Source organism: Anabaena sp. AL09 (assembly GCF_001672255.1).
Classification (GTDB): domain Bacteria; phylum Cyanobacteriota; class Cyanobacteriia; order Cyanobacteriales; family Nostocaceae; genus Dolichospermum; species Dolichospermum lemmermannii.
This window is the reverse complement of the sequence record NZ_LJOQ01000085.1, coordinates 90,400-109,837: the sequence shown is the minus strand read 5'-3', so window position 1 is coordinate 109,837 and position 19,438 is coordinate 90,400. Positions and strand designations below refer to the sequence as shown.

At 39.8% G+C, this 19,438-nt stretch carries 17 protein-coding genes; 7 read left to right on the top strand and 10 right to left on the bottom strand.

The window, feature by feature from the left end:
- Positions 1 to 189 precede the first annotated feature (189 nt).
- Entirely contained in the window at positions 190 to 1,692 is a 1,503-nt protein-coding gene (locus tag AN490_RS17105) for an AAA family ATPase (protein WP_300005801.1), read from the bottom strand.
- 29 nt (positions 1,693 to 1,721) lie between these two features.
- On the opposite strand from AN490_RS17105, the gene AN490_RS17100 reads away from it, so the two are divergent.
- A complete protein-coding gene (locus tag AN490_RS17100; protein ID WP_300005798.1) occupies positions 1,722 to 1,871 on the top strand; it encodes a hypothetical protein in 150 nt (49 codons plus the stop codon).
- Between the two features lie 32 nt (positions 1,872 to 1,903).
- On the opposite strand, the gene rplY is transcribed toward AN490_RS17100, so the two are convergent.
- A complete protein-coding gene (gene rplY, locus AN490_RS17095) occupies positions 1,904 to 2,203 on the bottom strand; it encodes a 50S ribosomal protein L25 (RefSeq protein ID WP_213719795.1) in 300 nt (99 codons plus the stop codon).
- Positions 2,204 to 2,288: 85 nt separating this feature from the next.
- The gene (locus AN490_RS17090; protein ID WP_300005795.1) at positions 2,289 to 3,617 is read right to left on the bottom strand and encodes an adenylosuccinate synthase; all 1,329 of its coding nucleotides are present in this window, start codon (positions 3,615 to 3,617) and stop codon (positions 2,289 to 2,291) included.
- Positions 3,618 to 3,831: 214 nt separating this feature from the next.
- Between AN490_RS17090 and psbN the strand changes: the two genes are divergently transcribed.
- Positions 3,832 to 3,969: a photosystem II reaction center protein PsbN gene (psbN, locus tag AN490_RS17085; protein ID WP_015083402.1), complete on the top strand. Its 138-nt coding sequence runs from the start codon at positions 3,832 to 3,834 to the stop codon at positions 3,967 to 3,969.
- A 108-nt stretch (positions 3,970 to 4,077) separates the two neighbouring features.
- Here the strand turns inward: psbN and AN490_RS17080 are convergent, their stop codons facing one another.
- From AN490_RS17080 to AN490_RS17065, 4 genes are all read right to left on the bottom strand, one after another.
- A complete protein-coding gene (locus tag AN490_RS17080; RefSeq protein WP_300005790.1) occupies positions 4,078 to 5,478 on the bottom strand; it encodes an energy transducer TonB in 1,401 nt (466 codons plus the stop codon).
- Positions 5,479 to 5,766: 288 nt separating this feature from the next.
- Positions 5,767 to 6,105 (bottom strand): cytochrome c6 PetJ, encoded by a 339-nt coding sequence (gene petJ, locus AN490_RS17075; protein WP_300005787.1) that lies wholly within the window; start codon positions 6,103 to 6,105, stop codon positions 5,767 to 5,769.
- A gap of 258 nt (positions 6,106 to 6,363) precedes the next feature.
- Entirely contained in the window at positions 6,364 to 6,849 is a 486-nt protein-coding gene (locus AN490_RS17070; RefSeq protein WP_148764524.1) for a GNAT family N-acetyltransferase, read from the bottom strand.
- A 183-nt stretch (positions 6,850 to 7,032) separates the two neighbouring features.
- Positions 7,033 to 8,202 carry an RpoD/SigA family RNA polymerase sigma factor gene (locus AN490_RS17065; RefSeq protein WP_148764522.1) on the bottom strand — a complete coding sequence of 390 codons (1,170 nt, stop codon included), beginning with the start codon at positions 8,200 to 8,202 and terminating at the stop codon, positions 7,033 to 7,035.
- A gap of 1,148 nt (positions 8,203 to 9,350) precedes the next feature.
- On the opposite strand from AN490_RS17065, the gene priA reads away from it, so the two are divergent.
- Positions 9,351 to 11,843: a primosomal protein N' gene (priA, locus tag AN490_RS17060; protein WP_300005781.1), complete on the top strand. Its 2,493-nt coding sequence runs from the start codon at positions 9,351 to 9,353 to the stop codon at positions 11,841 to 11,843.
- A gap of 46 nt (positions 11,844 to 11,889) precedes the next feature.
- Here the strand turns inward: priA and AN490_RS17055 are convergent, their stop codons facing one another.
- Complete coding sequence (locus AN490_RS17055; RefSeq protein WP_256380214.1) at positions 11,890 to 12,015, bottom strand: hypothetical protein; 126 nt, start codon at positions 12,013 to 12,015, stop codon at positions 11,890 to 11,892.
- 10 nt (positions 12,016 to 12,025) lie between these two features.
- On the opposite strand from AN490_RS17055, the gene AN490_RS17050 reads away from it, so the two are divergent.
- A complete protein-coding gene (locus tag AN490_RS17050) occupies positions 12,026 to 12,547 on the top strand; it encodes a photosystem I assembly protein Ycf3 (RefSeq protein ID WP_300005776.1) in 522 nt (173 codons plus the stop codon).
- Positions 12,548 to 12,693: 146 nt separating this feature from the next.
- Entirely contained in the window at positions 12,694 to 12,984 is a 291-nt protein-coding gene (gene gatC / locus AN490_RS17045; RefSeq protein WP_015083410.1) for an Asp-tRNA(Asn)/Glu-tRNA(Gln) amidotransferase subunit GatC, read from the top strand.
- Between the two features lie 556 nt (positions 12,985 to 13,540).
- On the opposite strand, the gene dnaK is transcribed toward gatC, so the two are convergent.
- Both dnaK and AN490_RS17035 read right to left on the bottom strand, forming a co-directional pair.
- Positions 13,541 to 15,448 carry a molecular chaperone DnaK gene (gene dnaK / locus AN490_RS17040; RefSeq protein WP_015083411.1) on the bottom strand — a complete coding sequence of 636 codons (1,908 nt, stop codon included), beginning with the start codon at positions 15,446 to 15,448 and terminating at the stop codon, positions 13,541 to 13,543.
- 402 nt (positions 15,449 to 15,850) lie between these two features.
- Complete coding sequence (locus AN490_RS17035; protein ID WP_300005768.1) at positions 15,851 to 16,714, bottom strand: phosphodiester glycosidase family protein; 864 nt, start codon at positions 16,712 to 16,714, stop codon at positions 15,851 to 15,853.
- A gap of 73 nt (positions 16,715 to 16,787) precedes the next feature.
- Here AN490_RS17035 and AN490_RS17030 point away from each other — a divergent pair, with 73 nt between their 5' ends.
- Entirely contained in the window at positions 16,788 to 17,372 is a 585-nt protein-coding gene (locus AN490_RS17030) for an rRNA large subunit pseudouridine synthase E (protein ID WP_300005765.1), read from the top strand.
- Between the two features lie 155 nt (positions 17,373 to 17,527).
- Positions 17,528 to 19,435 (top strand): serine/threonine phosphatase, encoded by a 1,908-nt coding sequence (locus AN490_RS17025; protein ID WP_300005762.1) that lies wholly within the window; start codon positions 17,528 to 17,530, stop codon positions 19,433 to 19,435.
- Positions 19,436 to 19,438 lie beyond the last annotated feature (3 nt).

The window sequence follows — 19,438 nt, the reverse complement described above, 5'->3', positions numbered from 1 at the left end:
AATTCATTCCCATACAGAGGATGGGAACGAGCAAAGTGTACTAAAGTACACTAAAAATTTTTGGTTTGTTTTAGTCATCTTTAGATGACTTGAGCTATTAGACAGGGAATTTATTCCCCGACGGGCTATGAATTTTAGGTTAATTTGACACTTACGAGCAATGCTAAACCCTGACTTCCTAGACAAAAATTAAATCAATTCTGATAATTGCGTGTCTAGCGGTTGAGTTGTATCTACAACTGTTATATAAGGTTGTTCTTGATTTGTAAATGGTTCAGATTGCTTGATTTGGGATGCTAATAAATCAGCAGTTGCATCAGCAATATCACCAGTGCGGTTCAGCAGTCGTTCTGTGACAACTTCTAACGGTGCGGTGCAGTTGATAATATGTACAGGTAATTGATGCTGTGTAGCTTGAGAAATAGCTGCTTCCCGTAAATCCTGACGATCATATTTGGCATCTAAAATTACAGACCAACCTTGATTAGCCAGTATAATTCCTAATGCTAACAATCGGCTATAGGTTTTTTGCGTCATTTCCGGTGTATAGATTTCATCCCCACCTTTTTCTAAGAGGGGAATTCCTGCTAAATGCTTACGCACAGCATCAGAACGGAGATGAACTGCATTGAGTTTTCGGGCTAAATATTTAGCTGTGGTACTTTTACCAGCACCAGATAAACCCGACATCAAAATCAGTTTTCCCTGTTGGGGTTTAGTATATTCCCACGCTTGACGATAATATGCAGATGCGGTTTTTGCAGATTCTTCTTTTACCGCAGCCGGGATGTTAGAATCATCTAATAAAAAGGAATTTACCTTAGCTCGCACATAAGCCTGACGGCTTAAATATAAAGGTAATACCTGTAAACCTTCCCAGTCTCCAGTTTGCTCTACATAGGCATTTAAAAAGGCATTTCCTAAGTCTTTTCGTCCTCTGGCTTCAATATCCATGACTGTAAATGCTACGTCATACATAACATCCACAAACCGGAAAGGCTCATTGAATTCTATGCAGTCAAATAGCATAATTTTGTCATGCCAAAGAGCTATATTTCTGAGGTGTAAATCGCCGTGACATTCACAAATATAGTTATTGTCAATTCTGCTTTTAAATAGTTCTGGATGTTGGACAAAGAAGTTATCTGTATATTGTTTTGTTGCCTCAAACTGCTCTTGTGTCTGAGGTCTACCAATATAGTTTTGAGTTTGCTGATAATTCTCATCAATTGCTAATCGTATTTGTGAGACTTCCCCAAAACTACGAATATAATCGTTTGTGACTGATTCAGCATGATATTGAGCGACAACTCTTCCCAATTCTTCCAAATGACTTTCTTGCAAATTTCCACTGGCAAAAAGTTCACTAAAAAGGGCTTCTTGGGGAAATTGACGCATCTTTACTGCATATTCTACAACTTCTCCTGTTCCCCCTAAATGGTATTGTTCACCAACTAAAGTTACGGGTAGAACTTCTAAATATAATTCACCTGCACCACGTTGATTTAAGCGCAATTCTTCTTGACAAAAATGTTGTCGTTTTTCTAAGGTGGAAAAGTCTAAAAAACCAAAGTTGGCTGGTTTTTTCAGTTTGTAAGCATAATCTCCTGTGAGGAGGACATAGGAAATATGAGTTTGAATTAATTGAATTGGTTCTGTTACAGAATGAGGATAAAATCCTGGTTGTAACATTTGTGAAATTAAATTTGGGAGATTGGTTTGTGTTAGTAGGGGCGAAGCATTTGGAAGATAAATTATCGGTCATTGCCAAAAATAGTTCTCCAAATGCTTCGCCCGTACAGTTGTCAGTTGTCAATGGTAAGAGGGATTTTGATACTCTTGCCTTTTTACCACAAAAAAACCAGGGCTAACCCTGGTTCTCTTCGTTATTATTACCTGAATTTTAGCCTTTAGCACCAGCAAAAAAACTGATGTGGTAAGGTGTGCCTTTGGCTGGGTGAATCTGAACTTCGCGAAGCACGGTTGTACCAGTCCACTCTAATTCAGCAATGCTGAGTTCCACTTCGGTTTTATTAGGAATAACTTGCTTGAGCAAACGTTCTACAACTTTAGCGTCAAGAACTAGAGAAATTGATTCAATCCCGTTGTGACCATACAAGTTGGCGGGAATTAATCCAGAACGGCGCAAAGCTCTGGGTTTGCTACCTTCTGGGCGGGTTTTAGATTCGAGTGTGATTGCCATATAAGTTGTTAAGTTGTTAAGTTGTGAGTTGTTAGTTGTCAGTTGTCAGTTGTCAGTTATCTTGCCACTGACCAATGACCACTGATTAAACTGGTGTACTGTTAGGTTGTAACAGTGCGCGTTTGGGACCGTGAATAGGATCTTCAACAATGATAGTTTGATCACGACTTGCTCCCAAGGAAACAATTGCAATCGGCACTTCCATTAATTCTGCCAAGAATTTCAGATAGTCCAGTGCTTTTTGTGGTAACTCTTCCAGGGTACGACAGTGACTTGTTGACACTTGCCATCCTGGTACAGTTTTGTAAATGGGACGACAACGGGCGAAAAGACGAGCGCTGGTGGGGAAGTGTTCGCAGCGTTCACCATCAATTTCATAAGCCACACAAACATTGATTTCCTCTAGTTCATCGAGAACATCAAGTTTGGTAAGTGCCATACAATCCATGCCGTTAATGCGAACTGCATAACGACCAATAACCGCATCGAACCAACCACAACGACGTTTACGCCCTGTAGTTGTGCCAAATTCTGCACCGCGATCGCCTAACAAGTCACCAATTTCGTCATCTAGTTCCGTGGGGAAAGGACCTTCTCCCACTCTTGTCGTGTAGGCTTTGGATACACCAATTACCCGATCTATCATTGTTGGTCCTAGTCCACTCCCCACACAAGCCCCCCCAGCGACTGGGTTGGAGGATGTGACATAGGGATAAGTTCCGTGATCTAGGTCAAGTAATGTCCCTTGTGCGCCTTCAAACAAAATGTTCCGTCGTCGTAAAACCGCATCGTAGATTTTCAACGATGTATCAACGACGAAAGGACGCAAGCGTTCCGCATAACCTAAATACTCCTCAATCACTTCTTCTGGATTGAGAGGTGGCAGATTATACAGCTTTTCTAAAATGGTATTTTTATAGTTTATCGTCCACTTTAACTGCTCACGGAGTCCGTCGGTGTCCATCAAGTCTAATATCCTGATGCCTATCCGCTCAGATTTATCGGCGTAGGTAGGACCAATACCTCTACCTGTTGTCCCGATTTTATGATTTCCCCGTACTTCCTCTGATGCCTTGTCAATCATGCGATGATAGGGCATGGTGACATGAGCCGTCTGAGATATCAACAGATTAGCCGTGGAAATATTTAATTCTTCTAGTTGTTCGAGTTCTTTAATCAAGACTTGCGGATCGATGACTGTTCCACAGCCAATGATACACTCGGTTTTTGGATACAAAATACCAGAGGGGATTAAGTGCAGCTTAAACGTCTGACCTTGGACTACGATTGTATGCCCAGCGTTCACTCCCCCTTGGTAACGTACCACCACGTCTGCGGAGCGGCTGAGTAAGTCAGTTATTTTACCTTTTCCTTCATCGCCCCACTGGGCACCTATGACAATGACGTTAGCCAAGAGATTATATTAAAGGGTAAAGTTTCCACAAAGATCCATTATTAACATATTTTTAATATTTTGTCAATAAATTGGGCATAACATTATTTACGGAGTATCAATACCTTGGCCAATTTACGAGGGTGAGATGATCATGCTTTAACTATGTAATGTGCGATAAGTTAAATTTTGTAATATTCTATAATTATCGCTGTGATAATATGTATCTAAATTTATGGACTTAGAACCCGCTACGGTGCTTGGAATTTCCTTTTGTGCGGCGTTAGTTGCTATTACTGGTATGGCAATTTACACATCTTTTGGACCCCCAAGCCAGGAATTAGATGATCCCTTTGATGATCACGAAGATTAACAGATTTATTGATTTAACATGATGGTTGGCATTGTCCACCCTACATTCTAGTCAGATGGGGTAATTCATGAATTATCCCTCCCATATCTATACTTTGAAGATCTACCTCTAAGACTCAGTAGGTGATGTAGTTGCAGATGCTGGTGGTGAGATCTGTTGACTCTCAGAAGGTGCAGATTCTTCTCTCTGTTTAGTTGTATTTTCGGAGGGAATATCAGTAATAATAGGAGTTATTTTTTGTTGATTATATTGAGGAGATTCGATAGGAGTAGAGGTAGAAGTCGCTTTTTCAGGGTTTTTTTTGGTGGTTGCTCTTTGTTTTTGTATTTGCCGTTCTTGAAGTTTACGGTGACGCTGTGATCCTTTAATGGCAAAGTTAACTGAGGCTCTTACCCCTTCTCTTCCCTCTGCTGTGGGTGTTAATTTCCACTCTTGTGCAGCTTGTTGAGCGGCTTGATCTAGTTCGCTATCACCACTGGAACGGACTAACCGAACTCGCGTAACATTACCCCGGCTATCAGTATCAATAGCGACTTCTGCATTTCCTTCTATGCCACGCTGTCTGGCTCTATCTGGGTACTTAATTTGACACTGTATACAATCCGCACGATTCAGTTTAGAACTGTTTTCTATGGGAGGTTTCGGTGCGGTAGCTATTGGTGTATTTTCTGATTTTGGTTTATTCCCACTTTCATTACCTGTACTATTTCCAATTCCATTACCAACACCAGTACCTGAACCAGTACCATTACCTGTACTATTTCCAATTCCATTACCAACACCAGTACCGTTTCCAGTACCTAAACTATTTCTTGAGCGATCGCCTAAATTGCCTAAAATATTTTTATTCTGCGGTAACTGTGTGGAAGCGGTGGAGTTGCTAGGGATATTGTTGGAACTAGCATTAGGTTGAGTTTCTGACTTTAATGGTGTGATTTTTGTGGGTTTTGTCTGCACTTGGGGTTGAGTAGACGCTAGGGTATTTGCGTTTTCATCTAATTTTTGTATTGGTTTTGTTTCTACTGGGGGTGGTGTTGTCGCAGGTTCAGGAGTTGTGTTTTCTATTGGGTTAGTTTGTACAGGAGTTAATGTTTTCGCTGGTTCACGATTTGTAAGTGTTTGGGATTGTTTACTGATAAGGTTAGTAGTGATTTTTAGTTGAGCCTGTTTGGTTATGGGTGCGACAGAAGACTTAATCATATTCAGGGCTGTTTCTGTTGGTGTAGAAATTCCGCCACCTTTATTTCCACCACCATCACCGGAATTTACCTTTTGTGGAGATTTTATCTCTACTGGTAGTTGGGTTACTTCCTGGGGTATTGTTTCCAGAATTGTCACTTCAATGGGTTCTTCTCTAACTTCAGGGAATTTGAGAAAAAATTTGTTAATAGCTAAAGCTAGTATCCCAATATGTAATACCAATGAACCAATTAGACTAAAGAAAAGAAAAGTCTTTAATGCTTCAGCTTCTTTTTCGCGCTGTTCTATAGTGACACTTGAAAATTCCATATTTTCTGACTATTTATGATAATTATTTTCTTGATTTAGAATCCACTAAAAGATGATATCAACAACATCTATGCTTTGATGAATTTTTCTATTTAGGCAGGGAATAATTAATTTATTTTATTCATGGAATGGAGAATTTATGAAAATATTAAGATATTAAAGAAAAGCCATTTACCATGCTGATGATATTTTTGGTTGTACAGTGGTTACTAAATCTAATTACTAATAAAAAGACTGAGCGGGACAAAAAGCCCCGCACATTGTTAAACCATCAAATTAGATGTAAATTTACTTCTTCCAGCCGTTATCAGCTTGTTGTAGGACATAAGCAGCTACATTTTCTATTTGCTCTGCTTTTAACCGACCCTTAAAGGCTGGCATAGCACCTTTACCATTAGTAGTTTGATAAACAATTGCTTCAGCCGAGTACATACCGTACTTTTCCAAATCTGCTTTCTTGAGGGTTTTTTTCGCATTAACTAAATTTCTGCCACCCGCATGACAAGAAGCACAATTAGCACTAAATACTTTAGCTCCACTGGCTGCGTCTGCGGCCAAAGCAGGACTACTGAAGGCAAAGTTGAAGATAGCTATGCCTAATAATAATACTGAGACAATCTTTTTCATCTGGTGTTCTCTCGACAACAATGTCTGAATCGGTGCAAATATCCTCCCTAATTCTCATTTGATTTCGTTGCATTAGTCAAACGACAGGCTGTCAAACTTGGCTGAAATAATTGAGAATTTCAGATTAATTGATTGATAGCTTCAGGGTTTAGGCAAAATGTAAACTTATATGAATTTAAATTGAAGAAGAGCAAAAAGAAATTAATAATGAAGGATAAAAGGGAGATTTGCTATATTTCCTCTTGTATCCTTTAAACTTCATTTTTGAGTGGCTAATTTGGTCAGATCCTTTTCAGTCACCCGACAAATCCGCCAATCTTCTAAAATATCTGCACCCATATTCCGGTAAAATGCCTGCGCTGACACATTCCAATCTAAAACACTCCACTCTAAGCGCCCACAATCCCTTTCTACAGCTATTTGGGCTACTTTGGACAAAAGTGCTTTACCAATACCTTGGCGGCGATATTCCGGCAAAACAAAGATATCTTCTAAGTAAATTCCTGGCTTGGTGAGAAATGTAGAATAATTATGAAAAAATAGGGCAAAACCTACAGCCTTACCTTCAAATTCGGCTAGGATTGCATCTACGTATTTTGGTGAACCAAATAAATGATCCTTGAGGGCTTCAGCATTACCAATAACAGCATCAGATAGTTTTTCATATTCAGCAAGTCCCTGAATTAAGGCAAATAAGGTATGAGCATCACTGGGTTCGGCAAAACGGACAATTAAATTAGTCATTAGTCATTAGTCATTGGTCATTGGTCATTAGTTCACATTTTATACTCAAGATGTCTAATTTTTTTTAACCACAGACAACTAAGCATTTGGAGAACTATTTTTGGCAATGACCGATAATTTATCTTCCAAATGCTTCGCCCCTACTAACAACTGACAACTGACAACTAACAACTGACTAATGACTTATACCAACCAACCTTTTAACCGCTTGGCTATGTGGGGACGGCGTAATTTCCGCATGGCTTTACTTTGGATTTGACGGACTCGTTCGCGGGAAAGGTTAAACATATTCCCCACCTCTTCTAGGGTGCAGGGTTCACTGCTAGTGAGTCCATAGCGCAGGGAAATGACATCTTTCTCTCGTGGGGTAAGTACGTCTCCGAGAACTTCCCAAATCTCCTGACGCATCATGTTTTCGTTCATTTTGGCTTCGGGAGACTGGTTGTCTTCATCTTCTAGCAAATCCATTAATTCTGTGTCTTCTTCTTTACCGACACGGTGGTTAAGGGACAGGGCTTGACGACGCAGTTGTTGAAGTTGACGCAGTTGGTGAACTGTAATTTCCAAAGCTTCGGCCATTTCGGCCTCTGTGGGATTCCGAGCGAGTTTTTGTTTGAGTTCCCGTTGGGCTTTTTTTAGTTTATTAAGTTTCTCAACAATATGGATTGGTAAGCGAATAGTTCGGGCATCATTAGCGATCGCTCTAGTAATTGCTTGTCTAATCCACCAATAAGCATAAGTAGAAAACTTATATCCTTTATCAGGATCAAATTTTTCAGAAGCGCGGTTTAAACCCATTGCTCCTTCTTGAATTAAATCGAGAAAAGGGACACCACGATTTAAATATCGTTTAGCAATAGATACGACTAACCGGAGATTGGAGCGAATCATTTTTCGCTTGGCCACTCTACCTTGATACAAGCGGCTTTCCAGTTGTTTTTCTGTTATCTCTAATTGCGAAGCCACCTGCACCTTACTAGGCTGCGCTCCTAGTTCTAATTCCAAAGCTGCTTGCAATTCTTTGACTTCTTCTAAAAATCTCACCCGTCGCGCTAATTCCACTTCTTCATCAGGTTTGAGTAGGGGATAACGCGCCATTTCCTTAAAAAATGCGCCAACAGCATCATCATTTTCGGTTTTATTATATCCCGAAGGACGGGCTGCGGCCATGTCATCGCCATTGCGCTCTTCTGATGCCAAGTTTTCGACAATTGTAGCATCTTCATATACTACTTGATCTAAACTCTCAATTGATGGTTCTTCATGATCAGTAATATTCTCTAGTATTTCCATTGTTCCCAATTCAGCAAGATTCATAGTTTCCGTTAGAGATGGTTGCTTTGTTTGGTACATAATTTCATGACAACAGCCTCTTTCAGGCTTGGTAGTTTTCCCTTGAGGACAAATACACCCTTCTTCTCTAGCAAAATCTTCTCTTTTTAATCATTCCTCGTCTGGAATGGAAATCAGTATTTGTCCATTATTTTTAGTTCTGGCTAGATACGACCTATAATCATTAACGACTTTAGCACTCACAAAAAACTATTTTTTTCAGAAACCCAATAGACATATTCTCTATGCTTTTCTTGATTACTAAATAGATCAAACCCCCTAAGACTGACTTTAGCAAATATCAAAAACATAGAGAAAGAAGCCTATCTATCTATCTTAAATGATCTGGGGAAAAATCAGTTGCTTGTTGCCTGTAGTTTGTACATAGCTTCCGTGTAAAGGTGATAAATCACCGAAAAATGATATATATTAAATTTTCGTGTATTTTTTGCAAAGTTTTCAGGTTTGTCCGGCTGAAATCATCAGAGTAATTGAATAAATCGCCATTTTGGTACTAGAGTTATTTATCTCTCCGAAAATTTACTAAATGATCCAAATTACAAAAATGGTAACTTCTAATCCGGATAATATTTATCGTTTAAAAGCATCTCATATTCAAAAAATATTTAATATCTATCAATAGGTTGAAAAACTCTATGCCTTATTTCGTAGCTCAATCTCATGATTGATTAATAACATAATTTACTAGTTAATCAAGATGTTACAAATCACATAAAAATCTGGAAGTTTAATCACTTAATTACCTACTTACTCATGATTACTCATTACTTCGGCATATTTCTCAAGATAGGTTTTGCAGCTTGAGTATCCCAGTCGGTAAGTCAACAAAGCATTAAAAAATCTGATCAAGACTGTGTAAGCTACTTGCTCAAATTTAAACTTTCAATCTTCAATTATTTATTGCCTAAATTGTAGAAGCTAAAAAATTAAAAATTAAAAATTAAAAAAGCAGATTACACAAGCTTTTGTCAAATTTTTAATGGTTGATTGACTTACGCCGTTGTGTACTAGTAGATTACATAAATTAGAGATTATCAAGGATTATGGGTAATTGAAGTATTGTAAAATACTATTTACACAAAGTAAAACCAAAGGATAGAATTAAACCTTGTCGGTGAATACAATATTTGTTTATAAATCGAAAATTTATGTATAGTATTGGTGCAAAATCATCTGTTATCGCTGTAGCTGAACCGGGAGGATCATATCAATCTCCAGCAAAATTACCTGAATGGGTGGAAGTGCTTGTAGACTGTCCAGGATGTTCAGATTTATTTACCTATAAAATCCCAGCACAGTTAGCAATCAAACCAGGAGATATTTTAAGCGTTCCCTTTGGTGCGACACAGGTAGGGGCGATCGCTATTCGCTTATTAACTCAACCGAATCTAGATATTCCCTTAGAAAAAATTCGAGAAGTAGAAGATGTAGTTAGTGAAGGGTTTTTCCCTGCTGGTTATTGGACATTACTCAACCGAGTTGCGGCTTATTACTATACACCGCTAATTCAAGTTATTCGCGTCGCTTTACCACCGGGATTATTAGGAAGATCACAACGTCGTTTACGGTTGACTTCTCTGGGTAAAAAAAATCTGGCTATTTATATTAGTCCTATAGCCCAGCAAGTAATTACACTTTTAGAAAAAACCCCAACAGCAGACTATAGTTATCACTACATCCAACAAAAAGTTAAAGCCGCATATCGCGGAATTCGGGAATTAATCCGCTTAGGTTTAGCCGAAAATTATTTAGAACCGCCACAACTTACCAAACCTAAATTACAAAAAGCTGTCACACTTCTAGATAATAATCATGACGATTTAACAGCCCGTCAAAAAGAAATTGTGGAAGTTTTGCGACGACGAGGGGGAGAAATATGGCAAAGTGAATTATTACAACTTTGCAGTACCAGCACTTCCACCCTAAAAGCCTTAGTAGATAAAGGCTATATAGTCATTGAAGACAGGGAAATATTACGCAGAGAACAAGGCCCCACAGTAGCCGCAGATTGGGCAAAATCCTTAACACCAGCCCAAAATAACGCCTTAGAAACGATTAATTCCTTAACCGGATTTGCTCAAGTATTGCTACATGGGGTGACAGGTTCAGGAAAAACAGAAGTATACTTACAAGCCATATCACCATTACTCGCACAAGGAAAATCGGCCCTTGTTTTAGTTCCCGAAATCGGACTCACACCTCAACTTACAGATAGATTCCGCGCTAGATTTGGTCACAAAGTCCACGTTTATCACAGCGCCCTTTCTGACGGTGAACGTTACGACACCTGGCGACAAATGCTCACAGGAGAACCGCAAATCATTATCGGGACTCGCAGCGCCATTTTCGCCCCTTTACCCAATCTAGGCTTAATTATCCTGGACGAAGAACACGATAGCAGCTTTAAACAAGATTCTCCTATTCCCACTTACCACGCCCGCACCATCGCTCAATGGCGAGCCGAATTAGAACATTGTCCCCTAATTTTAGGTTCTGCGACTCCCTCTTTAGAAAGTTGGGTAAGTGGAAATCAACTATATTTATCATTACCAGAACGCATTAACTCGCGCCCATTACCACCTGTGGAAATCGTGGATATGCGTCAAGAGTTGAAAGAGGGAAATCGGTCTATTTTTAGTAGAAAGCTGCAAAATGCGCTGCAACAATTAGCAGAAAGACAACAACAGGGAATATTATTTATTCATCGGCGCGGACATAGTACCTTTGTTTCTTGTCGCAGTTGTGGTTATGTGTTGGAATGTCCCCATTGTGACGTATCCCTAGCTTATCATCATGTGGAAGAGGGAGCGCCGGAATTATTACGCTGTCATTATTGTAATTATGGGCGTTTACATCCTCCCCATTGTCCTGAATGTAGTTCCCCTTATTTAAAGTTTTTTGGAAGCGGTACTCAACGGGTAGCGCAGGAATTAACTAAGCAATTTCCCAATTTGAAAATAATTCGCTTTGATAGTGATACCACCACCACTAAAGGTTCACACCGGAAACTTCTTACCCAGTTTGCTAATGGTGAAGCCCATTTATTAGTAGGGACACAAATGCTGACAAAAGGGTTAGATTTACCCCAAGTTACCCTTGTGGGTGTAGTCGCTGCGGATGGATTATTGCACTTATCTGATTATCGCGCCAATGAACGCACATTTCAAACTTTGACCCAAGTTGCGGGAAGGGCGGGAAGAGGGGATGATCCAGGGAGGGTAATTGTCCAAACCTATACTCCAGAACATCCGATTATTGAAGCAGTGCAAAAACATGATTATCAATCTTTTGCTGATGCAGAGTTAGCACAAAGACAAACTCTGAATTATCCTCCCTATGGGAGATTAATTTTATTGCGATTAAGTAGTTTAGATCCCATTCAAGTCCAAAACACAGCCCAAATCATTGCTACATTTTTGAACAATAAAGAAGGATTTGAGATATTGGGACCTGCACCAGCTAGTATTTTACGAGTAGCTAACCGTTATCGTTGGCAAATATTACTCAAGTTTGATCCTGACGCTTTACCAAATTTACCAGATTGGCCAGAAGTGCGAACTGCTTGCAGCAGCGCTTCGCTATCGCTTTCTCCTGCTTCTGTCAGTTTAACAATTGATGTAGATCCGATTAATATTATGTAGTCGAATGATTTAAAACGAATCATAAAATCCATTAATTCATCTGCGTTTATCTGCGTTTATCTGCGGTAAATAATTCTTGAGATACTACTTCATGCAGCTTCATATTAATTTGCAATAACTCAAACCCCCAAAAATTAGTTAAATTAGCGGTATGCTGCAATGAAGAAACCATAGAGACAAATATGCCAAGAACACAGAAAAACGATAACTTTGTTGACAAGTCCTTTACCGTAATGGCAGATATCATCCTCAAGATATTGCCAACCAACCGAAAAGCTAAAGAAGCTTTTGTTTATTACCGAGATGGGATGTCCGCACAGGCAGAAGGCGAATACGCTGAAGCTCTAGACTACTATAAGGAAGCCTTAGAAATGGAAGAAGACTCCAATGATCGGAGTTATATTCTCTATAATACAGGCTTGATTTATGCCAGTAACGGCGATCATGATAAGGCTTTAGAGTATTATCATCAGGCCATTGAGTTAAATCCACAATTACCCCAAGCCTTGAATAATATTGCGGTGATTTATCATTTTCAAGGTGAAAGGGCTAAGGAAGCCGGAGATCATGACGGTGGAGAGGCATTGTTTGATCAAGCATCCGATTATTGGATTAGAGCAATTCGCATGGCTCCCAATAACTATATTGAAGCTCAAAACTGGATCAAAACCACCGGGCGATCGCAAATTGACATATTCTTTTAACTTAGTAGTCGGTTATACAATTTTACCTAACAACGGACAACTGACAACTAACAAGCATTTGGAGAACTATTTTTGGCAATGACCGATAATTTATCTTCCAAATGCTTCGCCCCTACTGACAACTGACAACTGACAACTGACAAATTATGATTGATAGTGAACAAGTTCGTAAAGTTGCTAATCTCGCTCGTTTAGAATTAACAGCAGATGAAGAAGCACAATTTACTACTCAATTGGGTAGTATTCTGGATTATATAGAACAACTCAATCAACTGGATGTCACCAATGTCATACCGACAACCAGAGCTATTGATGTTAGCAATATTACCAGAGAAGATATTCTTCAACCCTGTCCTGACAGAGAAGCAATCCTCAGCAGTGCGCCTCAACAGGAAGGTGATTTTTTCCGAGTTCCCAAAATTCTTAATGCTGATTAGCTAGGAACTAACTGAAGATATAGGAAAGAATCTTTTCCTTTCTCTTCAATTTCTACTGCAATATCAACACAAAAGAGTAGAGACGCTCCGAGGAACGTCTCTACATCCCCGTAGGGACAGGGGATTAGGGGATTAGGTTTTTGGGTATGAGTTTAATATAGCAGATGATTTTTTATTTGCCAAGTATTTGACAACTATTTTCCGTATACTAATATCAAAAAACCGAGTTGTATTTTTTCGAGCCGGACCACTAGTAGTCTGTCAATCTAAAAATGACGGGTAAAGGCAAGCAGGGGGAGAAGAGGGGCAGGGGGAGTAGGGGAGGGAAAACGCTATTGTAATTCATCAAGCTAAATCGAGTTTAGAAGAGTGGAAAAATCTCTAAAAATGGAGATCAAGAGGGTTGACATTTGCTTTTAAATTTGTTATCATGAAATTGATAAGGAAGAACTGTCTCGCCATAAATAATTTAACTACCATAAAAAATACCCATCCAGTCATTGCGCTAGGTGGGTATTAATCAAATAAGGGCAGGAATTCCCCGCCCTTTGTGAAACTACTTGCTTTCAGTGAAATCAGCATCAATGACATCATCACCACTGCCAGAAGGAGGAGTAGAACCACCAGCATGAGGTTCAGCACCAGCAGCGCCAGCAGCATCACCAGCTTGTTGATAGATATTGCTACCAATAGCAAACAGAGCTTGTTGCAGTTCTGGCATTAACTTCTGGATTTGAGCATCATCTTCTTTCGCAACTGCTTCTTTTACTTCCTTGACCAAACCTTCAACCTTAGTCTTATCAGCAGCGGGGACTTTATCACCCAACTCTTCCAACTGCTTTTCAGCTTGATAAGCTAAAGAATCAGCTTGGTTTTTGCGTTCAATTTTTTCACGACGTTCCTTATCAGAAGAAGCATTTTGTTCAGCTTCTCTGACCATGCGTTCTACATCATTCTTATCGAGAGTAGAAGCACCAGTAATACTAATAGATTGTTCCTTACCAGTTCCCTTATCCTTAGCCGCAACGTTGAGAATACCGTTAGCGTCAATATCAAAAGTCACTTCAATTTGGGGAACACCACGGGGAGCAGGAGGAATACCATCCAAACGGAAAGTTCCTAAACTCTTATTATCATTGGCAAATTCTCTCTCACCTTGGAGAACGTGAATTTCCACATTACCTTGTCCGTCCACCGCAGTAGAGAACACTTCTGATTTTTTGGTAGGAATTGTAGTGTTGCGAGGAATAATCTTAGTCATTACCCCACCCAAGGTTTCCACACCCAAGGATAATGGTGTTACGTCTAACAACAAGATACCTGTAACATCACCAGCCAAAACACCCGCTTGAATAGCAGCACCAACAGCTACCACTTCATCAGGGTTAACAGTTTGGTTAGGTTCTTTACCTAACACCCGTTTAACCACATCTTGAACAGCGGGAATCCGGGTAGAACCACCAACGAGAACAACTTCGTCAATATTGGTCTTATTTAACTTCGCACCTTTGAGCGCATCTTCCACAGGAATGCGGCAACGGTCAATTAAATCAGAACAAAGTTCTTCAAACTTAGCGCGAGTTAAAGTTGTATCTAAATGCTTGGGACCTTCTTGGGTAGCGGTAATAAATGGCAGGTTAATTTCTGCCTGGCTAACGCTAGAAAGTTCAATTTTGGCTTTTTCAGCGGCTTCAGTCAGACGTTGTAAAGCTTGTTTGTCTTTACGCAGGTCAATCCCTTCGTCTTTTTTGAACTTTTCTGCTAAGAAATCAACGATTTTTTTATCAAAGTCGTCACCACCCAGGTGAGTATCCCCAGATGTTGATAATACTTCAAATACACCATCACCTACTTCCAGAACAGATACGTCGAAAGTACCACCACCCAAGTCAAATACGAGGATAGTTTCATTGCTCTTTTTATCAAAACCATAAGCTAAGGAAGCAGCAGTAGGTTCGTTGATAATGCGGAGAACGTCAATACCAGCGATTTTTCCCGCGTCTTTTGTGGCTTGACGTTGGGAGTCGTTGAAGTAAGCAGGAACGGTAATTACAGCTTGGGTAACGGTTTCACCCAGGTATTTACTAGCATCTTCTACTAATTTGCGAAGAACCTTCGCAGAAATTTCTTCAGGTGCAAATTGTTTACCAGCACCGGGAGAATCTACTTTAACGTTACCGCCGCTACTGAGAACTTTATAAGAAACTTCTGTAGCTTCATTGGTAATCTCTTCAAAACGACGACCGATAAAGCGTTTTACAGAATAAAAAGTATTTTCGGGGTTCATTACCGCTTGGCGTTTAGCGATTTGACCAACTAAATTGTCGCCATTTTTGGCAAACGCAACTACTGAGGGTGTCGTCCGAAAACCTTCTGCATTAGCGATAACGGTGGGTTTACCACCTTCCATTACTGCCACGCAGGAGTTTGTCGTACCTAAATCAATTCCAACTACCTTTGCCATTTTGGGTGTTTGCTCCGTATAAAATTACTAAATGAATCAGAGAGAATATAAAATTGCATTAACTAACTGCCAATAACAATCAGTTTGGTTAGGCCTCGCTGGGAATTAAACCCCAAACTAAGCTAATATCATATAAACTCAGTGGTAGCCATTCCATGAAGGGTGGTTTACCGAACCGTTAGGGGAACGGTGAATTTTATAAATTATGTCTAGTGGGTTCATGGATTTATGTGCTTTCACATTGACTAATGTATGGTAATTAATACTTTGAGGAATTGGGGTGAACCGTAACTTTATAGTCGTATTTGCCGTCAAACCCTGTCGGGAATTAAAAATTAAGAATTAAAAATTAAAAATGATACCCCTTACTCCGTAATAAGGGGCTTGGTAATTGTCAATTATTTACGAAGCAGGACGTTCCCCTTGTTGAAACTTCAGCCATGCCTGTTGCAAGGCAGTTGGGGCAGGATTGGTGACATCATAAATGACAATTACATTAGTCAAAGGTCTACCGGCAGGAACTATAATATTAGTCTTGTTGGCTAAGGCTCTAGATGCTCCACCATCTAAATTCATAGCTTCATAACAACCAATCGCTTTCATTGCCTCCGCTTCTTGTTGTAAAGTGAGGTTAATTTCAAAATTTGCTAAAATCAGCTTTGTGCCGTCCTGGGTAAAACCAATTGCTGTTCGGGCGCTATTACCTAAAACAGCAGGATCTTTAAAACCTTCAATCCTGGGGTTTAACCGGATTTCCCCTTGTCGCAATAATCTTGGTCCACAAGTTAGGGAAAACCAATGTTTATTCCATTCTGGTTTACCGTCTATTCTGGCTGTCACCATTTCTGGTTTATTACCGACTCCTAATCCCAAAGTAGTCCCAAAGTTTTCCCAACGACTGTATTTCACAAATTTTCCCCCGGCTACCATGTTACCCATAACCGTTTTTTGGGGATTTTTGGCAAAAAATGTGCCGTTAGCAACTACGGCAGCCTTATAACGCGCCACTAATTTACTAAATTCTTCATCACCACTGGTTTTTTGAATGGTATTCGCAAAAGCGGCGTTTTTGGCTAAACCCATTGTAATCAAGGTTTTTGGATCTCTGAGGTCAACTATGGTTTGATAAAAAGGAATACCATTAATTTGACTTTTGTTTACCTGTACAGTTTGGGCATAACTAGGTAATGTTAAGGTTAATCCTTGTGCTAAGGTTGCCCCACCCAGAAATAAAAAGGATCTGCGGCTGATTTTGCTAATTGTCATAATTGATGTTTATTAATTCTTTGTTCTTCTTCCTGACTTTGGGCAACCACAGGGGGTTGCCCCTACCTATTTTATGAATAATCGGTATATTATTTTTCACAAGCCCTATGGGGTTTTGAGCCAATTTACCCAAGAAAGTCCCAAACATATCACTCTGAAAGAGTATATAGATGTTCCCGATGTCTATGCTGTGGGGCGTTTAGATTGGGATAGTGAGGGGTTGCTGTTGTTAACAAATGATGGACAGTTACAGCATCGTCTAGCACATCCGCGTTTTGGTCATCAACGTACCTATTGGGCGCAGGTGGAACGCATTCCTGATATTGATGCAATCTATAAGCTACAAAGTGGGGTAGAAATTCAAGATTACCGGACTCGACCTGCTCAAGTTAGGTTATTGTTAGAAGAACCATCCATAGTCCAACGTATTCCACCGATTAGATTTCGGAAAAATATTCCCACAGCTTGGTTAGAAATGACCTTAACTGAAGGTAAAAATCGCCAAGTCCGTCGCATGACGGCTGCTGTGGGTTTTCCGACTTTGCGGTTAATCAGAATAAGTATTGGTAATATTCAATTAGATGATTTATCACCAGGACAATGGCGAGAACTCACTTCCTTAGAAGTCACAAGATTAAATCATTCACCGGAAAGATAGATTAAGGGACTGTAATACCAGTATACAAAAGAGTGTTAACAATACCACTTAATTCTCAAGTTACATAATTTTAGTCATTTAATTCTGTCCCGTTGGAATGTTCGTGGCTAGAGAGACTGAAAGCACCTTAGCAGGAAAATCAAGGAACTCCCACTATGCTGATTTGCCCCCAGTGTAAATTTGAAAACCCTGATAGTAATAAGTTTTGTCAAAGCTGTGGTACATCCTTAGCTCATAAAATCTGCTCTGAATGCAGTGCCGATATAGCTTTAGATGCACAGTATTGTTATAAATGTGGTGCAGAATCTAGCACAGTTTGGTACGCGCTCATTACTCACGCAGTAGATCAGGTAGTTTCTGTTATGGCAAAAACTGCGGAATTCACCCAAAATTTAGAAAATATAGCGGACGAGAGTGGTGATTCTAGTCCGTTTTCCAAATTTGTTTTAGATTCTTATTTAGATTCTCCGCAGCGTTATCGCTTATTAGAATCTCCACAAGTGATTGGGGATTATAGAGAAGTCAAGGTTCTAGATTGCCAACCTTACGAAATATCACTGATTGGGGCCATGCTTCAACATGAAACTAAGATCGATACAACGACAATTCCGGATCTAGCGCCAGCTTATCTAGAATTGCAGATGAAGATGCACCCAGGAATACCCAAAATTCATGATGCTTGGCAGCAAGATCATCTGCAAATAGTCTTGTTGGCAGATAGATCCAATTATCCTATGTTGCTTGATGTTTGGCAAAAAGACACAACCAGCCCGGTGGAAATTTTACATTGGTTTGATCAGATGACTCAACTTTGGGAGTTACTCGAAGCTGTGAATTGTCGCCAAAGTTTGTTGGAGTTATCGAATTTGCGGTTAGATGAAGACCAAGCTTTGGTATTACAAAAGTTATATCCTGATGATGAGAAGCTCTTAACTATTAAAAGTTTGGGTCAGATGTGGCAAACTTTGTTTAGAGAATCCCAATGCACTCAATTTGGCTGTGTGGTAGAAATATTAGAGGATATAGAATCTGGGAATATTCAAACTCTGACACAATTGCGAACTGCTTGTAGCAGAGCTAGTTCCCTCCAGGACGCTCCGCGAACGCTATCGGAGTTAGAAAAAACAGCAGAAATATTTACTCAGGAAAAACTCAATGCTTCTTCAACTATTTTGCAACTAGGTGATGAAACGGAAACCAGGACTGATGATGCCCCAACTGTGGTGCTATCCATGCAGCTAAGTAGCTTGGAATATGCAGCATCTACTGATGTTGGTCGTCAACGCAATCACAATGAAGACTATTTTTGTGTTGATAGTCAGGTTCACAAGGTAGAATTACCAAGAAATAGCACGATTACAGCACAGGGTTTATATATTCTTTGTGATGGTATGGGTGGTCATGCTGGAGGTGAAGTAGCCAGTGAATTAGCGGTGAAGACTATCCGTAAATACTTCCAAGAAACCTGGGTAAATACAGAATTACCTCGGAGGGAATGTATCCGTCATGCGGTTTATTTAGCTAATCAAGCTATTTATGAGCTTAATCAAAAAGAAGCCCGTTCCGGTATTGGTCGCATGGGTACTACTTTGGTCATGCTGTTACTTCAGGATAATCAGGCCGCAATTGCTCATGTGGGAGATAGTCGTGTTTATTGCCTGACCCGCAAGCAAGGACTAGAACAAATAACTGTAGATCATGAAGTTGGTCAACGAGAAATTGCTAGGGGGATAGAACCGAGTGTCGCTTATGGACGTGCAGATGCTTACCAACTTACCCAAGCTTTGGGTCCACGCAATGAAGATTCTCTCCATCCTGATGTGACGTTCTTTGAGATCAATGAAGATATGCTTCTGGTATTGGTATCAGATGGTTTATCAGATAATGACTGTCTAGAAACTCATTGGCAAACTCATCTTCAATCTTTATTAAGTTCTGCTAGTAACTTAGAAACGGGTATTCAAAATTTAATTGAATTGGGCAATGAACATAACGGTCATGATAATATTACAGCTATACTGGTACGGGTAAAAGTCCGCCCATCTCAACAAAGTTGCTTATAAAAT